24 protein-coding genes are annotated in these 22242 nt (G+C 39.9%); 1 reads left to right on the top strand and 23 read right to left on the bottom strand.

Annotated features, from left to right (window positions below; translation table 11 throughout):
• From dnaG to AKA01nite_RS01330, 15 genes are all read right to left on the bottom strand, one after another.
• Positions 1-1872, bottom strand: coding sequence for a DNA primase (dnaG, locus tag AKA01nite_RS01400; RefSeq protein WP_146923058.1), 1872 nt, complete (start codon positions 1870-1872; stop codon positions 1-3).
• A 379-nt stretch (positions 1873-2251) separates the two neighbouring features.
• Positions 2252-2824, bottom strand: coding sequence for a hypothetical protein (locus AKA01nite_RS01395; RefSeq protein ID WP_146923056.1), 573 nt, complete (start codon positions 2822-2824; stop codon positions 2252-2254).
• 79 nt (positions 2825-2903) lie between these two features.
• Positions 2904-3416: a transcription repressor NadR gene (locus AKA01nite_RS01390; protein ID WP_146923054.1), complete on the bottom strand. Its 513-nt coding sequence runs from the start codon at positions 3414-3416 to the stop codon at positions 2904-2906.
• Between the two features lie 116 nt (positions 3417-3532).
• Positions 3533-5617: a glycine--tRNA ligase subunit beta gene (gene glyS, locus AKA01nite_RS01385; protein ID WP_146923052.1), complete on the bottom strand. Its 2085-nt coding sequence runs from the start codon at positions 5615-5617 to the stop codon at positions 3533-3535.
• A complete protein-coding gene (glyQ, locus tag AKA01nite_RS01380; RefSeq protein WP_146923050.1) occupies positions 5617-6546 on the bottom strand; it encodes a glycine--tRNA ligase subunit alpha in 930 nt (309 codons plus the stop codon). The genes glyS and glyQ overlap by 1 nt, the downstream gene beginning before the upstream one ends.
• Before the next feature lie 291 nt (positions 6547-6837).
• Complete coding sequence (locus AKA01nite_RS01375) at positions 6838-7290, bottom strand: hypothetical protein (protein ID WP_146923048.1); 453 nt, start codon at positions 7288-7290, stop codon at positions 6838-6840.
• A gap of 54 nt (positions 7291-7344) precedes the next feature.
• Positions 7345-8115, bottom strand: a complete 771-nt coding sequence (gene recO / locus AKA01nite_RS01370; RefSeq protein ID WP_146923046.1) for a DNA repair protein RecO — start codon at positions 8113-8115, stop codon at positions 7345-7347.
• Positions 8116-8144: 29 nt separating this feature from the next.
• Entirely contained in the window at positions 8145-9050 is a 906-nt protein-coding gene (gene era / locus AKA01nite_RS01365) for a GTPase Era (protein ID WP_146923179.1), read from the bottom strand.
• Positions 9050-9454 carry a cytidine deaminase gene (locus tag AKA01nite_RS01360; RefSeq protein WP_146923044.1) on the bottom strand — a complete coding sequence of 135 codons (405 nt, stop codon included), beginning with the start codon at positions 9452-9454 and terminating at the stop codon, positions 9050-9052. Before AKA01nite_RS01360 ends, era begins: the two co-directional genes overlap by 1 nt.
• A 13-nt stretch (positions 9455-9467) precedes the next feature.
• Entirely contained in the window at positions 9468-9863 is a 396-nt protein-coding gene (locus AKA01nite_RS01355; protein ID WP_146923042.1) for a diacylglycerol kinase family protein, read from the bottom strand.
• Positions 9847-10317 (bottom strand): rRNA maturation RNase YbeY, encoded by a 471-nt coding sequence (ybeY, locus tag AKA01nite_RS01350; protein ID WP_146923040.1) that lies wholly within the window; start codon positions 10315-10317, stop codon positions 9847-9849. Before ybeY ends, AKA01nite_RS01355 begins: the two co-directional genes overlap by 17 nt.
• Entirely contained in the window at positions 10317-11288 is a 972-nt protein-coding gene (locus AKA01nite_RS01345) for a PhoH family protein (protein ID WP_146923038.1), read from the bottom strand. Before AKA01nite_RS01345 ends, ybeY begins: the two co-directional genes overlap by 1 nt.
• Before the next feature lie 197 nt (positions 11289-11485).
• Entirely contained in the window at positions 11486-11932 is a 447-nt protein-coding gene (locus AKA01nite_RS01340; protein ID WP_146923036.1) for a GatB/YqeY domain-containing protein, read from the bottom strand.
• Between the two features lie 45 nt (positions 11933-11977).
• Positions 11978-12148, bottom strand: a complete 171-nt coding sequence (gene rpsU, locus AKA01nite_RS01335; RefSeq protein ID WP_146923034.1) for a 30S ribosomal protein S21 — start codon at positions 12146-12148, stop codon at positions 11978-11980.
• A 207-nt stretch (positions 12149-12355) separates the two neighbouring features.
• Complete coding sequence (locus AKA01nite_RS01330; protein WP_146923032.1) at positions 12356-12784, bottom strand: Fur family transcriptional regulator; 429 nt, start codon at positions 12782-12784, stop codon at positions 12356-12358.
• A 141-nt stretch (positions 12785-12925) separates the two neighbouring features.
• On the opposite strand from AKA01nite_RS01330, the gene AKA01nite_RS01325 reads away from it, so the two are divergent.
• Positions 12926-13738: a pyruvate, water dikinase regulatory protein gene (locus AKA01nite_RS01325; RefSeq protein ID WP_146923030.1), complete on the top strand. Its 813-nt coding sequence runs from the start codon at positions 12926-12928 to the stop codon at positions 13736-13738.
• Positions 13739-13842: 104 nt separating this feature from the next.
• Here AKA01nite_RS01325 and AKA01nite_RS01320 read toward each other — a convergent pair whose 3' ends face one another.
• The 8 genes from AKA01nite_RS01320 to AKA01nite_RS01285 all read right to left on the bottom strand — a co-directional run bounded on the left by AKA01nite_RS01320 (position 13843) and on the right by AKA01nite_RS01285 (position 22184).
• A complete protein-coding gene (locus tag AKA01nite_RS01320) occupies positions 13843-15414 on the bottom strand; it encodes a Mur ligase family protein (protein ID WP_146923028.1) in 1572 nt (523 codons plus the stop codon).
• A 697-nt stretch (positions 15415-16111) separates the two neighbouring features.
• Positions 16112-17593, bottom strand: coding sequence for a DHA2 family efflux MFS transporter permease subunit (locus AKA01nite_RS01315; protein ID WP_146923025.1), 1482 nt, complete (start codon positions 17591-17593; stop codon positions 16112-16114).
• 143 nt (positions 17594-17736) lie between these two features.
• Positions 17737-18141 carry a rhodanese-like domain-containing protein gene (locus tag AKA01nite_RS01310; RefSeq protein ID WP_246116957.1) on the bottom strand — a complete coding sequence of 135 codons (405 nt, stop codon included), beginning with the start codon at positions 18139-18141 and terminating at the stop codon, positions 17737-17739.
• Between the two features lie 71 nt (positions 18142-18212).
• Entirely contained in the window at positions 18213-19331 is a 1119-nt protein-coding gene (locus AKA01nite_RS01305) for a YqgU-like beta propeller domain-containing protein (protein WP_146923022.1), read from the bottom strand.
• A gap of 64 nt (positions 19332-19395) precedes the next feature.
• Complete coding sequence (locus AKA01nite_RS01300; protein WP_146923020.1) at positions 19396-20379, bottom strand: ROK family glucokinase; 984 nt, start codon at positions 20377-20379, stop codon at positions 19396-19398.
• A 27-nt stretch (positions 20380-20406) separates the two neighbouring features.
• Positions 20407-21117 (bottom strand): rhomboid family intramembrane serine protease, encoded by a 711-nt coding sequence (locus AKA01nite_RS01295; protein ID WP_146923018.1) that lies wholly within the window; start codon positions 21115-21117, stop codon positions 20407-20409.
• 157 nt (positions 21118-21274) lie between these two features.
• Positions 21275-21589, bottom strand: coding sequence for a hypothetical protein (locus tag AKA01nite_RS01290; protein ID WP_146923015.1), 315 nt, complete (start codon positions 21587-21589; stop codon positions 21275-21277).
• A gap of 67 nt (positions 21590-21656) precedes the next feature.
• Positions 21657-22184: an endolytic transglycosylase MltG gene (locus AKA01nite_RS01285; RefSeq protein ID WP_146923013.1), complete on the bottom strand. Its 528-nt coding sequence runs from the start codon at positions 22182-22184 to the stop codon at positions 21657-21659.
• Positions 22185-22242 lie beyond the last annotated feature (58 nt).

Below are 22242 nucleotides of genomic sequence, written 5' to 3'. Positions count from 1 at the left end.
CTATTTGTTTTTTAATTGTCGGTATAAATTGATTATTTCAATACTCAACGATTGTTGTCTGTCTTTATCTCCACTCCGCTTTGCCTCCGCCAGTTCTTCACGCTTGCTTTCTATAAGGTTTTCGAGTGGCTGTCGGTTACAGATCAAATCCAGATAATCTTCTATTTCACCCGGTGCAATGTCTTCTGATAAAGAGAGCATCATAACTTCTGTCGCTTTGCTTTTAAGTTTTTCATCCGGGAGAAAGTCGATAAAGGACTGAACATTGGGATAATCGTGTGAGTGGTAAAATTTTTCGTACAATAAAAATAAAAGCTGGTTTGATTCTACAGAAAAGCTTAATTCATTTTCAAGTGAGGTAATGTTCTGCCAAACTTCATCATTCGTAAACAATCGGTACAGCAATGCATTTTCTGCTTTCATTACTGCCGTCATTTTGTTCTTGTTCTGATGCACAATGATCTGAGTGGCTTCCTGTTTTTTGACTGGCTGATTGTCACTTCTTCTGTGGTGCTGCTTTCTGCGTTCCTTTTGACTGGAAATGATATGTCCGTGCAGCTGTTCTTTTAAAGACTCTATCGACAAATCGAATCTTTCAGACAACTGGTTAAGATACATCTCCCGTTCGACAGCTGAAGTGACACGTGTCAATTCACTCAACACTTTATCTATATATTTTAACTGATCACTTTCATTATCCAGATTGACTTCTTTTTTATGGTAGTTCATTAAAAAGCTCATCAGAGTATCGCGTCCGTGAGCAAGAAAATCTTTGAAAGCTTCCGGGCCTTTCTTTTGTATGAAATCATCCGGATCCATTTTTTCAGGAAAGGCAGCGATTTCTATCGAAAAGTGCGTTTCTTCTGAAATAAATTCGGTCGCTCGCTTGATTGCTTGAAGTCCAGCTGAATCACCATCATAAGCGATCACGATATGGTCTGTTACTTTATCCAGTGTGTGTACCTGTTCTTCAGTCAAGCTGGTCCCCATCGTCGCCAAGCCATTTCTTATTCCGGCCTGCCAGGCTGAGATGACATCCATAAAACCTTCAAATAAAAAAACTTCTCCTTCACGACGTATAATCGGTCGCGCTTTATCATAATTAAACAAAATACGACGTTTATTGAAAATTTCGGTTTCTGGACTATTCATATATTTTGCTGTTCTTCTCTGCTGATCGCCATTCTCTAAAAATATCCGTCCGGAAAAGGCAACTGTTTGACCTTTGGCATCGGTTATCGGGAAAAGGATACGATTCGTGAAGCGGTCATAAAACTTATCGTCTTCTCTATCAGAAAACAATCCTGATTTTTTCAGGATATCCACATCGTCTAAATTTTCATTTTCTAAATACATTTTCAGAGCTTCTCTTTGTGGTGGAGAAAAGCCGATTTTAAATGTTTCAATACTTTCTTCAGTTATCCCTCTGTCAATGAGATAGTTTAAGGCTGCTTCTCCTGCTTTCGTGTTCATCAGGATATGATGATAAAAGAGCTGGGCTTTTTCATAAACGGCCAGTAACTTGCCTTTCGTGGAGTCCGGATCGAACCGACTGCTTCTCGACTGATCGAACAAGGACTGGTCGACTTCGACATCTGAAAGTTCAGCCGTTTTAGCTACAGCTTCCACAAACGATATGCCTTCGATTTCTTGTAGAAAACCGAAAACATTTCCTCCTCTTCCACAACTGAAACAATGATAAATCTGTTTCTTTTTACTGACTGAAAAAGAAGGTGTTTTATCATCGTGAAAGGGGCAGGATGCGAAAAGATTCTGTCCCGAACTTCTTAATTGAAGATATTGAGAAATAACCTGAACGATATCCGTTTTTTCACGAATAGAATTAATTGTTTCTTCAGGTATTCTACTCATTTTTCATCCCCCTTCTTATACGGGCTGCTTATATAGGAATAAAAGGAAAGCATACTCCCCCTATAATAATCATTCACTAGTATACCACAAATTCAGTAGGACTTAAATCTTTCGGCTTTGAATAAATGGCTCTCTTAAGTTTAACTCCAAAGATAATCAGTATTAACTGATGATTCAAACAATCATTTCTCTAGTGTCATTTTTTATAAAACCAAGCTCTCCTTCTGTTGTATTAAAGCCAGTAAATAAAATTTTAAATAACCTATCTACTTTATGAGACTCAATCTGAACAATACATTTAAATGAGAAAAAGGCTGGAACTTTATTGTCCCGGCCCGGCTGATTTATCTTATTATTTCATACTTTGTTTGTTTAATGACTAAATGTTCAATTTTTTGGTGAGGGATCTCATACGTTTCCCCAGACTTTTCCAGATTACCTGAGCAATCAAGAAATCGACCATACTATGAATCAAGGTACCAACACCAACGAGTAAAAACACGGAATAAAAGAATGTTTCATTGTAGTCAGCCCCTTTAAGTAAGCCGAAAAAGAACAGCGACACGACCCCGACCTCAGCAACGGCATGGATCAAGCCGATCCAAAAGGAAAAAATCTGACTTTTCACTGGCGAATCCAAAACATTCTCACGTCTAATATGTAGGTACCGCGCACCAAAAAAGGCAAAGACGACGTGGCTTAGAGCGCGAATCGTAATGACGATAGGCAACCCGGCAAGTAAAAAACCGGCAGCGGATCCCAAAGATACCAGTACCGCGATTTTAGGAGAAAGAAACAATGCGAAAAAAATAGGCACGTGACTTGCTAAAGTGAATGATGCAGGCGGCAGGACCACTCTTACTGGCATCACTAAAGGAATCGTGATGGCAATTGCAGTGAGTAAAGCTGTCATAGTCAGCTTCAATGTATTTGTTCGTTTAATATGAAACATCTCCTTTTTCTATGTGTATACAGGTGTCTTTACACCTATTAAGTATACGGGGGAAACAGGAGATGTCAATAGTTTATTTTTACTCGTAAAGGTAGCCTTTTTCTTTAAGAGCTGAAGTCAGTTTTCCCAGTGTCTTTTCATCTCTTACACGAATCGTATGGGTATGGATCCCATGAGTCAGCGTTGACAGTAAAGATGTTTCCGTCGCCTCTATTCTTTCAAGGAATTCATCGACCTCCAGTCTGCTGGAAATATTCAGATCTCCCCGGATCATACCGTAAAATGGATGTTCGACGATAACATCTAGTACCTCACATCCACAGTCAACGATGGTATACAACTCTTCCCTCGTTTCTTCGCGTCTATGCACGCAGACGAGCTGAGTCGTCATCCCCTTGGTCTTCTCTTCTCTCATCACATACCCTTTAGGTGTCGAATAAATAGACTGACCGGCTGCTCTCAACAAGGCGATATCACCTACGATAACTTGCCGGCTGACATTGAATCGTTCAGCCAGTTCACGGGCAATGATCGGACTCTTGTACTTTTTTAGCAAGGTGAGAATCTCTTCACGTCTTTCCTCCGCGCTCATAATATTCCTCCTTTTAAATGAGTTTGAAATTACTTAGAAACGTTTTCAGCTACGTTGTGCTCTAAACCTTCTTTGTATAAACAGAAAAAGGCAGATGGACTGCCTTCTCTGATTTTTTATTTGATCACAAGTGCCTTGAACTGAGCGAAAGGTTTTGCCAGCTGATCGATTTGTCTCAGAAGAGCCAGACGGTTGTCTTTCACCGCTTTATCATCTGTCATGACCATGTTTTCATCGAAAAAGGCATCAATTAGTGGGTGAAGCTGAACGAACTGCTGCCACTTTTCTTTGGCGCTAGTATTGTTATCATTTTGCATCTGCATCGTGATCCCAGCATCATAGAGTGCTCGTTCAGAGTCTGATTCGAATAATTCAGTATTTACAGAAACATTCAGATCTGCTTTTTCAGCTAAATTAGCCACACGGGTCAATGATTCAACAACCGGCTTGAACTGTTCTGACTGCTTTTCTTTATTTAAAACCTTTGCCTGGTCGATCAAAGCAATCAGCTCGTCATGCGAAGCATGCAGGACAGCTTTCCTCACATCAAACGCCTTTTCCAGCTCTGCATATTTTGACAGCCATAAATCGAGACGATCGAGTATGAACCGACTGACATTGGCTTTGTTTTGTTCGTATAACGCTTTTGTCTCGACATCCTGAGTCTCGTTGACGATGTCATCGATCCAGTCCGTGACAGCTAATGGGATACTGAAGGCTTCGATTATACGTACGATTCCCATAGCCTGTCTGCGTAATGCAAAAGGATCATTAGAGCCCGTTGGCACGAGACCGATTGCGAAAAACGACATCAAAGAGTCCATCTTGTCGGCAAGTGATATGATCGCTCCTATTTTGCTTTCAGGTAGTTTTCCTTCAAGGCTTTGAGGGAGATACTGTTCAGCTAAAGCTTTTGAAACATTCGGTGTTTCTTTTCGTTCACGGGCAAATATTCCAGCTACTTCCCCTTGAAGTGACGTGAATTCTGTCACTGTTTGAGTCACTAAGTCAAATTTACATATATGTGCAGCGCGTTTCAGTTCCTGATTTTCTCCAAGTGTTAATTCAAAATACGGTGCCAAAAACTGAGAAAGTCGTTCGATACGCTCCTGTTTTTCATAAAGAGAGCCAATTTTTTCATGGAAGGATACATGCTTCAGTTTTTCAACAAAGAAGTCAATGTCATGTTTTTTATCTTCCTCATAAAAGAAAGCGGCATCAGCCAGACGAGCATCCAGTACTTTTTCATTGCCTTTGCGTACATGATCGAGTCCTTTGTCGTTCCCATTTCTGACAGCGATAAAGTAAGGCAAGAAAGAACTGCCCTTTCCTGCTTCTCGCACAGGGAAGTAACGCTGATGGTCAGCCATGGCTGTTTCCAGAACGATTTCAGGGACTTCAAGATAATCTTTATCAAAAGAACCATAAAAAACAGTTGGCCACTCCACTAAATCAGTGACCTCATTAACTAGTGCTTCATTATCCGTGGGATCCTGCCAATTGTTTTCCTGGCACATTCTTTGGATCTGCTCAATGATCGTCTGTTTTCGTTCTGCTCGATCGACTGAAACGTGTTCCTGTTTTAAAGCCTCTACATAATCTGCTGCACGATTTAATGTGATCGTCTGGCCCAAGAATCGGTGGCCTTCTGTTTTTCGTCCTGCAGAAACATCGAACAGATCCATTGGAACAACGTCATCATCAAGTAAGGATACGAGCCAATGGACAGGCCGGATAAATTTATATGAGAAATTGCCCCATTTCATCGATACCGGGAAGGATAGTGACGATAATTGGCTTCCCAGGCGTTTTAGTACCTGCTGGGCAGATTCTCCTTTGATTTCTTTTTCGACAAAGACATATTCTTCGCCTTTTACTTCCTTGAAGACGATATCTTCCACAGATGCTTTCTGTCCTTTAGTGAAACCGATCGCTGCTTTTGACCAGTTTCCGTCGTCTTCCAAAGCTATACGTTTAGCAGGACCTTTCACAGTCTCCAATCGGTCGGCCTGCCTGGTGTCCAAACCATTTACCGTAACAGCCAGACGTCTTGGGGTGCTCCAAACATCGATGCTGGAATAATTCAGTTCGTTATCTTTTAAATGAGTACTGACGATATCTTTCAACTGAATTGCAGCATTTGAGATAATTTTTGCCGGCATTTCTTCCAGTCCGATTTCAAGTAAATAAGTGTGTGTCATTATTTTCCCTCCTTGCTGCCGTATTTTTCGATCCACTTGTCTTTCTCACCATTTTTAAGTAATGGGAAAGACAGTTTTGCACGTTCTTGTAAAAAGGCCTTGGCGATAAGACGTGCCATATGACGGATACGTTTCAGATAATCTGGACGGTCCGTAGCAGATACGGCTCCTCTGGCATCTAAGAGATTGAAGGCGTGACTGCATTTAAGAACATAATCATAGGCAGGATGGACCAGATTTCTTTCGATCTGCTTCATCGCTTCTTTTTCAAAAACTGAAAACTGATTAAACAAAAAGGCTGTATCACTGTTATCAAAAGAATAAACTGAATGTTCATATTCTGGATGTTTGAATATTTCTCCGTACTTTACTCCGGGTGCCCATTCGATATCATAAACACTCTGCACGTCCTGGATATATGAAGCCAGACGTTCCAGCCCGTAAGTTAACTCACTCGTTACAGAGTCGACTTCAAGTCCGCCAACTTGTTGGAAATAAGTAAACTGTGTGACTTCCATTCCGTCCAGCCAGACTTCCCAGCCCAATCCCGCACAGCCAAGGGAAGGATTTTCCCAGTTGTCTTCAACAAAACGGATATCATGTTTTAAAGGATCGATACCTAGAGCTTTAAGGCTTTCGATATAAAGTTCCTGTATGTTTTTTGGCGAAGGTTTCATCACGACCTGGAATTGATGATGCTGATATAAACGATTGGGGTTTTTCCCATAACGCCCGTCGGCAGGTCTGCGACTTGGTTCGACATATGCGGCATTCCAAGGTTCAGGTCCTATCGCACGTAAAAAAGTGTACGGACTCATCGTTCCAGCACCTTTTTCTGTATCATAGGCCTGCATCAGCATACAGCCCTGATCAGACCAGTACTTCTGTAAAGTTAAAATTATGTCCTGAAATGTTTTGACTTCTTCCATTTTTTTCTCTCCTTTTAATAAAACAAAAAAAGACTCATCTCTATACTGATACATGCTGGTTCAGTATAGGGACGAGTCTTCTCGCGGTTCCACCCTACTTCCGGAAATATACAAAATCACCGGCACTTTATATACGCACTTCAGATGCCTTTCAAAACGTTCTCTTCTGCAGCTTTCACTGTCCTGCAGTCGCTAATAAAGAGAAGTCGATTTTACTTCTTCTGTCATCGTGCTATTCATCATGTTATTCTTTACTATTTTTACAGAAAGTCAGCTTTTTGTCAACAGCCATCACCTGTCGATCTCGACATTGACCGGTAACTGATGTGCATGCAGCAATGACTCTATGGCTTCTTTGTTCTTTTTGTCGAAATAGACATAATAAACATTCTCACGTTTCTGTCCATAAGTCACGGTAAATCTGATTTTCAACCGTTTTTTCTGAACCAGGATCAACCATTCTCGTGTCTGACCAAATTTATATTCATACCCTATCATGTTTCTTAAACTACTTGTCAGTAGAGGAATGATGCCCTTATCAGTAAATCCTTTATTAAAAATCGAAAGAATCAGAGCACTAGCAGCGCTAATAAAGACGCTGTATTCCATTATCGTCTCCGCCAGCAAAACGGCCATAACCAAGAATACGATGACGATGACAGGTTGAATAAAGATCAGACCTTTTGAAATCTGATGAAAAAGAGTGATTTTTCTTATGTTTAAGATTATTTTTACATTGATCAAAGTAAATCCTGCTAAAAACAGGACAGTAATGAAGTGATTAATTATTATTCCCCTTCAGTGTCGTTTCAGCAGATTACCCCACTCTTTCATGCTGTCGATGAATTTTCGGCTTTTAAGTTTGATTCCAACAAGCTCATCATACAGCTGATCCAGCACATCCCTGATTTCTTTTTTCGTTTCTTCTTTGACCGAGATCGAATTGATCTTATCAAAGGAGATGACAGAAAAAAGTCGGATAAAGTGAATGGCTTTAGGACTGGCATGGTAGCGCCTCTCATCTTCATGAAAGTGTTTCGGGCATAAAAGGCCATGATGCAGACTTGAATAATCAAAAGCGCCTTCCGTCACTCCACAGATCACACAGCCGCGCAGCTCGGGCATAACACCAAAATACCTGAGGAAACGGACTTCGAACATATTCATGATGACTTCAGCATCCAGTCCTTCATCGATCGCTCCAAGTCCTTTATTGAGCTGTTCAAATAAGCCTGGGTCAGTTTGTCTGTCTTCAAGAGCCGCATCGGCCAGCTGCAGGATATAAGTGGCATAGGCATTTTTAAAGATATCCTGCTGAATGAAAGAAAAAGGGGACACATTTTTGGAATCCCGTAGAAAACTCAAGCCCCTATCTCTGATATCCGCAATATACACAGCTTGAGTGAACGGCTGGATTGCAGGTCTCAGTTTATTGTTCGGATTCTTTGTTCCACGCACAAAAAACATCAATTTCCCGTACTCACATGTAAAGAGTTTGACCAGAAAGTCGCGTTCCCGGTGTTTTCTAACAGACAGCACCAGTCCATGCACTTCTTCTAACTGAGCCAATCCTTCACCTTCTCACTTTCAAGTTAGTCTCAATATTCTTCTTTATTATAACCAAACTCTTTCAGATTCGTCTGTTTGTCGCGCCAGTTGCTCTGTACTTTCACGAACAACTCCAGATAAATTTTATCTCCAAGAAGCTTCTCGATATCACGTCGTGCGTGTATTCCGATTTCCTTGATCATTTTACCTTGTTTTCCTATGATGATCCCTTTTTGTGACTTTCTTTCCGCATTAATGACGGCTCTTACTTCTACTTTGTCATCTGCATTACGCTGCATGCTTTCAATGACAACTGCGATCGAATGCGGAACTTCTTCACGTGTGCGTTCCAGTATTTTTTCACGGATCAGTTCAGATACGATAAAGTATTCTGGGTGATCAGTCACCTGGTCTTCCGGGTAAAACTGTGGTCCCAAAGGCAGGTAATTACGAATCGTTTTCACTAGATGTTCCACATTGTTACCGTCTTTTGCTGAGATAGGTACGATTTCTGAAAATGTCATCTGGTTATTGTAGTCTTCAATAATTGGAAGCAGTTCATCCGGGTGAACTTGGTCGATTTTATTGAGGACCAGAAACACAGGACTTTCCACATACTTCAGCTTTTCAATAATATAATTATCGCCAGGGCCACGTTTTTCGGTGACATTGACTAAAAACATCACCACATCCACCTCATTAAATGTACTTAATGCCGTTTCCACCATAAAGTCTCCCAAACGATGCTTGGGTTTATGAATGCCTGGTGTATCAATAAATACGATTTGTTCTTTATTTGTTGTTGCAATGCCTTGGATTTTGTTACGCGTCGTTTGAGATTTGTCACTCATGATTGCAATTTTTTGTCCGACTAATCGATTCAATAATGTGGATTTCCCTACATTAGGACGCCCCACAATCGATACAAAGCCGGATTTATACGAAGACTCTTCTATCAAACCATGTCCTCCGCTTGAAATGCACCAGGTAATAATTCTGTTACTGTTGTTTCTTTTATTTTTCCATCTTCGTTTGTCAGCAGCACTTTCATATCCGGCTCAAAGAATTCTGCCATAACCTGACGGCAGGCTCCGCATGGAGAGATCGGTTCATCTGTCCCACCTGTGATAACAAAGTAGTCAAACTCTCTTTCCCCTTCAGAAACTGCCTTGAAAATAGCTGTACGTTCTGCGCAGTTAGATAAGCTGTATGAAGCATTTTCAATATTACAGCCGGTATAGGTTTTACCATCTTTAGTTTTAAGTGCAGCGCCCACAGGAAAATGTGAGTAAGGAACATACGCTTTTTCCAGCATACCGTCAGCTTGCTTTACTAATTCTTTTCTTTTGTTTTCATCCATTGCTATCGCCTCTTTACATTAGTATTTTCAAAATTTTTGGTAACAAAATAATAACCCCGGTCAGTGCAGCCAAACCAGCTGTCACAAGAACGACAGCCGCCGCCATATCCTTTACTTTCTCAGCTATCGGATGATATCTATCAGTGACCAGGTCTACCAGATTTTCGATCACGGTATTAATAAGCTCCATAACAAAAACAAGGTAACTGACCAGAATCAGCCAGAGCCATTCATCTCGTGTTAAATTTAAAAACAAAGACAGGATAAAGATAAATAACCCAGCCAGCACATGTGTCCGCATATTACGTTCTTCCTGAAAAGCTGTTTTAACTCCTTTTAAAGCATAGCGGAAAGAATCTCTGTATTTTCTATTTTTACTTGGTAAATCGTTTTTATCTTGTGAGTCCATACTCTCTTAGAATCTCCTCTTGTAGTGCAAACATTTCTTTTTCATCCGCTTCAGCCATATGATCATAACCGTTGAGATGCAAAAAGCCATGAACGAGCAAGAAGCCTAACTCTCTGTCAACGGAATGTCCATATTCTGCTGCTTGTTCCACTGCCTTATCGTATGAAAGGAAAATATCACCCAGATCTCTTGGTATAGCTGTATCCAGCGTATCCAGCGTCATAAATATATCTTCATCATCTTCTAGAGCAAAACTGATGACATCCGTTACTGCATCTTTGTTTCTATAGTCACGATTGATTTCTCTTATTTTTTCATTTTCGACCACTGAGATTGAAATTTCTGCGTTTTCTGGGATGCTTAGCTTGCCGGCAGCAAATTCTAATATCGCTTCCATCATTTCCCGCTTTGTTTCAGTTATTTGCTTTGTTTCATCATATATCGCTATATCCATTAATCTTCCCTATCCGTTTCATTTACATAAGCGTTGATCACCTTTGCCACAAGTGGGTGTCTGACAACGTCTGCCGCTTCAAACTGAATGTGTGAAATCCCCTTTACAGTACTTAGTACCCGTTCAGCATGAATGAGGCCACTGCTTACTCTTTTAGGTAAATCGATTTGAGTGATATCGCCATTGATAACCATTTTCGATCCAAACCCCAAGCGTGTTAAAAACATCTTCATCTGTTGTGTCGTCGTATTCTGCGCTTCATCCAGTATTATAAAAGCATCGTCGAGTGTCCGGCCTCGCATGTAAGCCAGTGGCGCAATTTCGATCGTTTCCCTTTCAATCAGACGACTGGTGTGTTCAGTACCGAGAACGGTATAAAGAGCATCATATAAAGGCCGCAGATACGGATCAACTTTTTCTTTCAAGTCTCCTGGTAAAAAGCCTAAATTTTCGCCCGCTTCAACTGCGGGTCGTGTTAAGATGATACGCTTGACCTCTCCTTTTCGCATAGCAGAAACAGCCATAGCTACGGCTACAAAGGTCTTTCCTGTTCCGGCAGGTCCAACACCGAAAACGATATCATCTTTTTTGATCGCCTCGATATAATCTCGCTGCCCCACATTGCGGGCACGCAAAACTTTACCATCTTTATCTCTGGTGATTTCTTCTTCATACATGCGTACAAATTTATCCAGTTTTCCTTGTTTCGCCATTCTGACAGCAGAAACTATATCTGCTTTTTTTATTGTTATGCCTTTGTCTTCTAAAACAAGCAGCTGCTGGAAAAGCATTTCGATCATATCGATCGTTTTGCTGTCGCCTTCAACCTCAAGATGGGTCCCCCGACTATTGATAGTAACGGCCATTTCTTCTTCCATTAGATTCAAATAACTGTTTTGAGGACCAAATAAAGCAAAGACACGCTGAGAATCTTCCAGATGAATCCGTCGTTTTTCATTTGATTCAGTCAACCAGTTAACATCTCCTTTTCATAAAAAAGCGACCACGTCGTTGATAGTGGATACATAGTCGTTTAAGTATAGTTATAATAGCACAAACAAGGCGAAAACTCTATAATCTGACAGGGAATTCATCTTTTTAATTCAATTAAAAGAGTACAAAAAAGAACGCTGGTTTAGTTTCACCTAAATAGCGCTCTTTTTTAACTTTATTTGTTTAATTCTTCTTTAACAATAGAACTTACCAGCGAGCCATCTGCTTTCCCTTTGACTTTGGGCATCAGTGCACCCATGACTTTTCCCATGTCCTGCATGGATGAAGCCTGCGTCTTTGAGATCGTTTCCTGAACAATAGCGCGGACCTCTTCTTCACTTAATTGTTCTGGAAGATAGCCATTCACAACAAAAAGTTCTTTTTCTAATTTAAGGACCAGATCATCGCGACCGGCTGCTTTAAATTCGTTCAAAGACTCCATGCGCTGTTTCTTCTCACGTGCAAGAATCGTTAATTCCTCTTCTTCCGTGAGTTCTTCACCCTTATTGATCTGTTCAGTTTGCAGTGCAGATTTAAGCATACGAACAGTTGATAATTTTTCTTTATCTTTCTGTTTCATAGCATTTATCATATCTTGATTCAATTGATCAAGTTTACTCATCTCGTTCACCTTCTATCATTAAGAAACGTCTGGTAAACAAAAATATTATTTACGTTTACGTGCTTCTATAGATTTCTTTTTACGTTTAACACTTGGTTTATCATAGTACTCGCGTTTACGGGCTTCTTTCATAGTGCCGGATTTAGAAACGGAACGTTTGAAACGACGAAGAGCATCCTCAAGATTCTCGCCTTTCTTGATTTCTGTTTTAGTCAACGTTCTTCCCCTCCCCTCGTGCGTTCAGGGGATTCCATTTGCTTTTCAAAAAATAAAATAGTCACAATTGGTCTTCCCTATCAGTAAATGATGTAATTGCAGAACAAAAAGTATACTACAATTCATTATTCATTATATATAAAAATATGCAGAGCGTCAACCACATCATTGAATAAATAATGACAAAATAGTCACGTTCTTTCTAATCTATTTATATTGGTCTTTCTGTAGGCATTTACTGCATTCACCAAAAAGTTCAAATCGGTGTGAATGCACGTCGTATCCCGGCAGCTGATCCTGGAAAAAGCTCATTGGACAATCAAGCTCTCTGGTTTCACCACATGATGTACAAATAAAGTGATGGTGATGCCCGTGCACATCGCACGTGGCTCTGAACAATTTTTCCCCATTCAGTTCCGTCTCCTCTACTACTTTCAAACTGACAAAGGTTCGCAGATTTCTGTAAATAGTGTCGGGGCTGATTCCCGGGAACATTTTCTTTAATCTATCTTGAACTTCTTTTGCGGACATATACTTGTTGGAGTGATAAAGCAACTCAAGGATCCGCTGTCTTTTTCCTGTCGTCTTGTATCCATTGCGCTTCAACGTTTTAACAGCCTGTTCAAAAGCAGTCAATGTATCGCTTCCTTTAAATGTTTTATTATTCATAAACCAGTATAGCGCAAAAGACTGAAATTTCAAGTTACAAATAAGTTCTCATTATGTCCCGCTTCCTATATACTATGGTTAGAACGCATTAAAAAAGGAGAATCTGTTATGTCTAAAACGCACTCTTTAACGATCATGGTATTGTCTGATTCTGTTGGAGGTACCGCCGGCAACGTCGTCTCTGCTGCGATGGCTCAGTTTCCAGATGTTGCTTATGAAATGAAAAATTTCCCTTTTATACAAGAAGAGGATCAGCTCTATACTGTTCTGGAAAAAGCTAACAACTTCAAAGCCATTGTTCTTCATACTTTTGTAGATACCTTACTGGTCGAAATAATTGAAACTTACTGTTCAGAACACGGCATTGCATGCATTGACGTGATCAACCCGCTTATAAGAGAGGTCACAGCCAAAACAAACACGATGCCGCAGCATAAACCAGGTGCCAATCACAAACTGGATGCTAAGTACTTTGACCGCATCAGTGCGCTTGAGTTTGCAGTCAAATATGATGACGGCAAAGATCCTAAAGGTTTTCTGGAAGCAGATATCGTTATTTTAGGTATTTCTCGAACATCCAAGACACCTTTAAGCATATATATGGCTAATCAAGGCTATAAAGTCGCCAACTTGCCTCTTATGCCAGAATCCCGGATCCCTGACGAGTTATGGAAGGTGGATACAAAACGGTTAGTCGGCTTGACTAATGAAGAAGAAATGCTTTCCAACATACGACGTGAGCGCATGATCTCATACGGCATGGATCCAGAAACAGCCTATTCAAGCAAGGAACGTATAAGAAGAGAGATTGAATTCGCAGAAGACTTATATAAAAAACTGAATTGTCAGATCATCAATGTTTCCAGCAAATCTATAGAAGAAACATCTGCGATCATCATCGATTCACTCAATAATGATTAAGTCCTTCCTTTTTTGCCAAGACACAAATACGCCAGATCTGCCCTTTTCTCATTCAGAAAAAGCCAGAACTGGCGTGATTTACTTTTCTATATTACTTTTAAAAATCAGGAAACATCTAAGGTATCCATCTCTTCCATGCCGATAGTTTTGGATTTCAACATTTTTTCAATTGCTTTCTGATCGATTCCGATTTTATTCTCCTTCAGCAGTTCAAATGTGATCCTGGCACCATGATCCATTCCGTGCGCACCTGTAATCAGCAAGATATCATTAGGTCTGATTCGCTTGATGACTGATTCAAGCGCGTCATGAAGTTCATCATGAAAATCTACAGCAATATTCTGGTCTTCCATCACATCCATGATCGTTGCTGTCTCATCGTCAGAAACATAGTCCAGTTCCCCGACATGGGAACGACTTGCTGTAAGCGTGATATTGGTTATATTCAATTCAGGAAACCGTTCAGCCATTCTTACTGCATTTTCACGGTTGACGTCTACGCCTCTATTGCCCCTGACCGCGTGAACAAAATGGATCGTGTTAAAGTCCATTTCTTTCAGTGCATTCATCCCGGCGTCAATGTTGTCCTCATTTAAAAATAAATCGTCGATAACCATAAAATCCTTCTCATAAAGTATCTGGAAACGTCTTTCGACTCCTTTAAAATTTTCTATGCCATTTGTCACGACTGACAGTGGAATATCATTGACTAATCCTGTAATAATAGCCGTTAGAGCATTGTATATGGAGTAAAAACCGGGAACAGATAAGTGGATTCTGAAAGGTTTGAGTTGAATCTGTTTGTGCGTCAAGCTTTTGATTGGATATTTTTGGGTGACTGTAAACGAAGGAAGTCCGTTTGACATATCGATATCAGTGACGTGAAAATGGCCGGCATCATTCTCGATACCAAAAGATACGACTTGTGCTTCTGTTTCATTCGTCAGATTTTCCAGCAGTCCCTCATCGATATTAAGTAAAGCTATACTAGACTTGGGTGCTTGACGTATGAAGGAAGCTTTGGCGTTGTAATAAGCTTCGAAAGAACCATGCAGTTCGATATGGTCGCGGTGGATATTAGTGAAAGCGGCAACATCAAACGCTACATTTTCTGTCCTTTTTAAAGCTAAGGCTGAAGATGAGACTTCCATTGATACATGTGAAACACCTTCCGACCGCATGTTATTAAAGTACTTTTGTAAATCAAGCGATTCTGGTGTGGTCAGAACGCTTGGAATCTTTTTATCTTTAGACTTTACCATGATGGTACCTATCATACCTGTATCCAGCCCGTGCGCCTCAAACACCGCATCGGTCATATAAGTGATCGTTGTCTTTCCGTTCGTTCCCGTAACGCCAAACAGACGCATGTCGCGCGAAGGATGATCGTAGAATCTATCTGACAAGCGTGCTAACGCTTCTCTTCCATCCGCTACAAGAAACTGCGGAACGTCTATGTCTTCGATGAAACGCTCTACGACAAGCGCAGGCGCTCCATTTTTTACTGCGACTTCAGCATAATGATGGCCATCAGTTTTAAAGCCGAGAATACAGACAAATAGAGTGTTCGGTTCTACTTCACTTGAATGATAGGCCAGCTTGTTGATCGTTATATTATCTTGAATGTTTTTCTTAGCAATAATGTTGATTGACTGAAGCAGCTTGGTAAGTTCCATGTCTATTTCCTCCGTATGGGATCGATTCTTGTATGTTAACTGTTTTAAAAGATCTGTATAATTTCTCATGTAAAGGTAAAGTACTCTTTTTAGTATATTATAAACTGTTTGTTCAAGTAAATTATTTAGTCTGATGAAGAAGAAGTATTTATAGAAAAGCTATCGGCAATATTATTGTTTAGTCTAGCGTTATAGAAGTTAGGTGTTCATTTACTGGTTTCGTTCACGAGTTCAATATTTTACTGGGGAAAATGCAGACTCGCGCTAGGATTCACTCGTGAGTTCGACATCTCACCTTAAAAAGTGCACACTCACGCAGGGTGTACTTTGCGAGTTCGACATCTCACCTTAAAAAGTGCACACTCACGCTAGGGGGTGCTTAGCGAGTTCGACATCTTTTCTTAAAAACTGCACACTCACGCAGGGTGTACTTTGCGAGTTCGACATCTCATCTCAAAAACTGCACACTCACGCAGGGGTTGCTTCGTGAGTTCGACATTTCATCTTAAAAAGTGCACACTCACGCTAGGGGTGCTTAGCGAGTTCGACATCTCACCTTAAAAAGTGCACACTCACGCTAGGGGTGCTTAGCGAGTTCGACTTATAGAGCATATCCCCTCTCTAGGATTATAAATTAAAAAAGCCATCCTGCGCTGATTTGACTCAGCATGACAGAATGACTATATGAATGCTTACGCTATACTTTTTTTGATGATTCTTTTAAAAAGAGTGTCAGTATAAAGGTTATGAAAGCAAGGATGGAAATCAGTATAAATCCACCTTGGATCCCATAAATACTCACAGCTGACCCTGCATCAGAAACATCGGATGTACCGGAAGTCTGTGATTGTAAAAGAGATGAAACGATAGACATTGTAGCAAATACTATGGTGATAGAGAAACTTGAACCGATTTGTCTGACCGTTTGTCGCGCCGGGGTAGCATGACTCATTTCTTTGTCGGGCAAGGCATTCATGCCCGCTGTAGTAACTGGGATGTTGAAAATACCGAATCCTAAGGACAAGAACAAGTAGATGACAGCAACATACCATAATGGTGTTGCTTCTGTTATAAAGGTCAGCAGAAGCGTCCCACTAAACATAATGACTCCGCCTAAAGGACCAATGACTCTGATACCATACTTATCAAAAAGTTTTCCGGTTAATGGGGCAATAAATGCTTTGAGCAGACCTCCCGGTAAAATAATTAAACCTGATAAGGTTGCTGAACGGCCTAACACACTTTGAATATACATCGGCATTACATTGGTCAATCCAGTCACGACCATGAGTCCCAGCATAGCTATTATTACAGCTAAACTAAAAGTTTTATTTTTAAAAAGCGAAACATTGAGCATAGGCTCATCACTTTTTAAATTCCTTCTAATGAAAAGGATCACAAAAAATACGCCTATCAGTATACCCGCCCAAGCGGTAACAGACTCAAACCCGTCAGACCCCATAACGGACAAGCCAAAGAGGAGTAACCCAAAGCCGATAAGTGAATATCTGATGGATACCCAATCTAGTGTAGGATTGCTCATAGGAAGTACATCAGTCAACGTAAAATGAGCTAAAGGAATGACAAGAACTGATCCGATAAAAGCGAACCAGAATATAAACTGCCAGGACAACTCATCTACAATATAGCCGCCTAGGGCTGGACCCAATGTTCCACCAAAACCAAGGATGACCCCCATCATACCGAGGGCGCTTCCTCGCTTTTCCATAGGAGAGACAGTTAAAACAATCGTCTGCATCAATGGAATCACCATACCCGCAGCGACGCCTTGAAGCAGAGTTCCTATTAAAACAATATAAAAAGTGATCCCGGTAGCTGCAACAATGGATCCAAGACCAAAAAACAGCATCATCAAGATAAACAAATTTCTTGACCGGAATTTATTCATAGCGAAAGCTGTGATGGGAACCATGATGCCTTTAACTAATGTATAGCCAGAAATTGTCCATTGACCGATTGCAGGAGATACGTGTAAATCTATAATCAGTTGTGGTAGTGCTGTTTTTATTGCATTCTGATTCATGATTACTACAAGTGTTCCCATAAACAGGGCGGTATAAACCCACGAAATCGGAACGTCATTTCTATCTCGGAGATCTAATTGATTCGTCAAAACTTTTAAAGCGGCGTCCTTCAGCCTTTTGCTTTTATATTTCACGTGTATACCCCTTTTGCGGTGATTAAAAGCGTGTCAAAGATCATGTATGTTTATCTTCTCTAATAAAAAAAGGAAATCAAAATGATCTCCTTTTGTGTATATTATGTTAAAAAACGTCCACTTCATCAAGTGGTGTCGCTCTATTAGTTGAAAGTTTTTTTACGTTTGATTTTTCCATCCCAGCCAGAATAGCCATTCTTCAAAACATATAAGTCTGTATAGCCCTGTTTTTTCAGCAGTATTGCGGCACGATAGCTGAACGTTTTCTTGTCATCGTATAAGTAAACAGGCTGATCTTTACGCAATTCCCCGGCACGCTGTTTTAGTTGCGAATAAGGAATATTACGAGCACCTAAAATATGACCAGCATTGAATGTGTCTTTTTCTCTGACGTCTATGATTTGAGCACGACGCATATCTTTTTTAAATGCTTCGTTTTCAAGCGGTGTTGCAGCTTTCTTTCTTCTGAAATATTGTACAAGTTCCCATCCTGCATAGGCAATGATCAAGACCCATAAAATAATTGTAGCGATTGTCCAATTACTCAAAAACAAACTTCCTCTCTCTTCTATTTCATTTAACAGTTTACAGCAATACATAGTAATATTCTAGTCTAAATTTAATTTAAAATAGCCAGCAGTTCGATTAGTTCCGGGTCAGATAAATCAATAATATATTCGAGTCGCCATCCATATAGTAAATAGTCTTCATTTGGACTTAAAGCGATGGGCGCATTTTCCGGCAACTCAATTATTTCATTTACAAATTCTTTCTGAAAATTTAAATGAGCCAGATGATAACTACCCAGATCTTCTTCCATAACAAAAGAATAGTCGGGGATCACGCCAAAAATCTTTCCATTTCGAGTAGACTGTGTAAAATGCGGGTCAATGAGTGTTTTGTTTGCTGTAACTTTTGGTATACGGATGACCTTGTCGCCTATAAGGAAAGGATACTCATGGAAAAGCAGTACTTCGTCCTCCATAATATCTGATTCCACTAAACCGATAAAAGTATCCTGATTTATATAAAAGCTGGATACATCCTTATTGATTATCATGTCTTCTTGGTCTTCTCTGACATCGCCAATGTAAAGTCCATTATCCTGCTGTTCATTTACGTACAAATAAACATTTTCCGAATACCATTTTGGCGACAATGAGGGAATATTTCTTAAAGAAAAACTGTTTTCTTCAATGTCCCAGATATATACGATCATGGTTTCTACTTCCAACTCGTGATCATAGTTGTAATGAGACACAAAGGCGGTGTTATCATTCGTAGGATTCCAATGAAAGTTGACATAGCTGGTAAAATAAAACTCTGTCGACTGAATGACCTCGCCTTTTTTTGTAACGATTTTAAAGATGGTTTGTTCATCTTTTATTTCCTGAAGTAAAATTTTATCTCTCGCCTGATTCATCTCTATTGTGAGTATGGCGGAATCCGTACTATATACTTGCTCCATCTCTCCGGTGAATATATCAAAAGTATTGAGTTGCTGTTTTTCTGAATCACCAAGATGGACAAGCAGTGTCGTCTCATCAAACCAGCCAACAACTTTTTGAAAGAGACGATAATCGATATCTAAAGACGCCAGCGTTAAGCTTTCATTTTCTGAAGGTTGATCCGAAACGGGGTCTTCATTCTCTTTTGGCGAACATGCAAATAAAAAAAGGCAACAACAAACCAAAAGAAGGATCACATCTATATCATTGTGAAGCCTTTTTCTGATCATCGTTATCACCTCTTTTATAGTCATATTCTATACAAACATCTTAACATAAAAAAGGATATATCTGTTATTTATTTGACTGATTTATAGACTCTATGATCACAAGAGAACTCGCACCGATGATGCCGGCATCATTACTTAATTCAGCAATGCGAATCTTCGTACTTTCGCGGATGGTTGGAAACGCATAAACAGCTAAATGTTTTCTTATACGCTCTGCCAGAAATTCACCCGCTTTAGAAACGCCTCCCCCAATAATGATTGTAGAAGGATTAAGTAAATTGGCGATGTTTCCGCAAGCTAGCCCCAGATAATCTGTGACTTTATCAACTACAGCCAAACCAAATTCATCACCGTCTTTAGCCGCATCTATTATGATCTTAGCGTTTATTTTTTCACCGTTAGCGATTGCTTTTATCAGTGGTGTTTCTTTTTCAAATGAAGCTGCACCATCTTGAGCTAATCTTTTAATACCTGTTGCGCTTGCAACCGTTTCAAGACATCCTTTTTTACCGCATGTACATCTATAGCCATTTGGATCGACGGTCATATGTCCAATCTCACCAGCCGCTCCTATTTCACCATGGACAAGTTCTCCGTTTACGATCACACCACCACCAACACCGGTACCGAGCGTGATGAAAACAACATCCGGTTCATTGTTCCCCGCACCGATCCATTGTTCTCCAAGTGCCGCCACATTTGCATCGTTGTCGATATGAAGGGGTATCCCTGTTTGTCCTTCAATCATTTCTTCCAGGGGCTGTTCTGTTTTCCAGTTTAAATTATAGGCACCTATCACTGTACCTCTTTTTTTATTCACTGTACCAGGTGACCCCATACCGATTCCTAGGAAATCACTAGCAGAAAGATCGTTCTTTTTCATGTAACTGTTGATCGATTGTATGATCGACGGCGTGATATGTGTTCCTTCGTCGCTTATATCCGTCTTTATACTCCATTGTTCCAATATTTTACCTTCTCGGGTTATAATACCGAATTTAATTGTTGTGCCACCCAAGTCCACACCAATAATGTTTTTATTCTGCATGTTTTTTCCTCCATTATCTATTCATTTTCAAGAAAAAAGGTTTACTAAAGAAATAAGATTGTTGTACCCTAAAACAATCAGGATGATCAAAACGACCAATAACAGTGCACCATACATTAACTGCTGTTTTTTATCTGTGCGCCAAGCGATTGGTGTTGACAGTGCAAAAGCTGCTAAATACCCGCCTATCAATCCGCCTATATGGCCCGCCATGTCAATACCCGAACTGAAAATCCCAAAAACCAGATTCAAAATGATCAGCAGGGTGAAATTTTTAGCCATGGCTTTGATTTGAGGTTGCCCCGGAAATAACTTCACCAGAACCAAGGTCGAACCGAACAGTCCGAAAATAGCTGTACTGGCACCTGCAGAGATACTTGGATTGAATGCAAAACTGGTTGCATTACCAACAATACCACTTAAAAAATATAGTAAAAAGAAACGCCAGTGTCCAAAAATCGATTCCAGTTGAATACCAAGAAAATAGATAATCAGCGCATTAAATAAAATATGCGTAAGACCAATGTGTAAAAACATAGGGGTGATCAGTCGGAACCAATCTCCCAGCACAATGAATTCATTTACTTTTGCTCCCAGCCTGACTAGGACAAATTGATTGGTACTCCCGCCTAATATTTCTTGTATCACATACATAAATCCTGTGATAGCCAGAATGATATAAGTAATATAAGGGCCTTGTTTCCATCTTTCAATCTTGAGTCTTGTTTTATAATCCATCCTTTAATCTCCCCTGCTGCTTTCTCTAAATAGTATAGCATACCCTTCTGCAATGACCCAATCCATAATTGGTTTTTCACAAAAAAATCTAAGCCCTTCCTGTTAACGACCGTTTAAGGCAGTTTTACAGTATAAAGAGCTTAGATAATTGAACGTTTTATTCCATGTTTCCGTCTAGATCTTCTTTAAATTTCTTAGAGGCTTCCAAATTTTCTTTGATGCGTTCAGAATCGTCCTTGTTTTCTGATTGCTTGTTTACGGCATGATTTTCTGACATATGGGATTCAACCTTTTCAATTGATTGAATATAAGTCGCATTGATATAGATTTCTTCACGATTCTCCAGTTTGAAAAGATGCATAAGGTTTTTGGGTTTTCCATCAGAGTGTGTAACCGTTTCATAAACCTCTTGGGGAGAATGGCTGACAATATGTGCTGTACCATCCGTTAATGTTATTTTTGTAAGTTCCATCTCTTATTCCCTCCATTTCATATACTCTTATTTTAAAGGAAATAGGTATGAATACAAATATTAGCTTTTAATCTATGACAGCTTGAGCAAGTTCATCTCTAGTCATACCTTCACTGACGACATAATTTCCCGGACTGATTTTGTCTGCTAAATTTTTCTTCTGTAAATAATCATTAAATTCTAAACGATTTTCAATTAGCCCCAAATCAAGAAGCTGCTCCGCTATCACACTGCTCGGCTCTCCATCTTTTACGGTTATAGTGAACTGTTTTCTTTCGCGCGACTCTTTCTCACTGCTTACCTCGACTAAATCATACTCAGTCTGGTCATCTTCTTTGATTTCTAAAATTTTTGTAAGAGACAATGTATTAGAGTAGCCTTCAGTCAGGCGATCCAGTTCGTCTATTATACGGTCATTCTCTTTTTCAAGTTTTTGAGTTTTTTCTTTAAGTATATTCACTTGTTCTACTAGAGACTCAGAAGATTGGACACTGGTTAAATCAGGTTGTGTTGGAAACAGTCTTATCATACCTAAAAATATTACGCCAGATAACAATAAGCCCAGACAAAGTATCTGAATCGTCTTCTTTTTCAATTTTTTATTCCACCTTTCTATACAGTTTTCAAACCTTAATTTTCTAGGCTTTTTATTC

Origin of the sequence: Alkalibacterium kapii (genome assembly GCF_007988865.1) — a bacterium.
GTDB lineage: Bacteria > Bacillota > Bacilli > Lactobacillales > Carnobacteriaceae_A > Alkalibacterium > Alkalibacterium kapii.
Note: the sequence above shows the minus strand (reverse complement) of the source record. Positions and strands in the feature narration are given on the sequence as shown.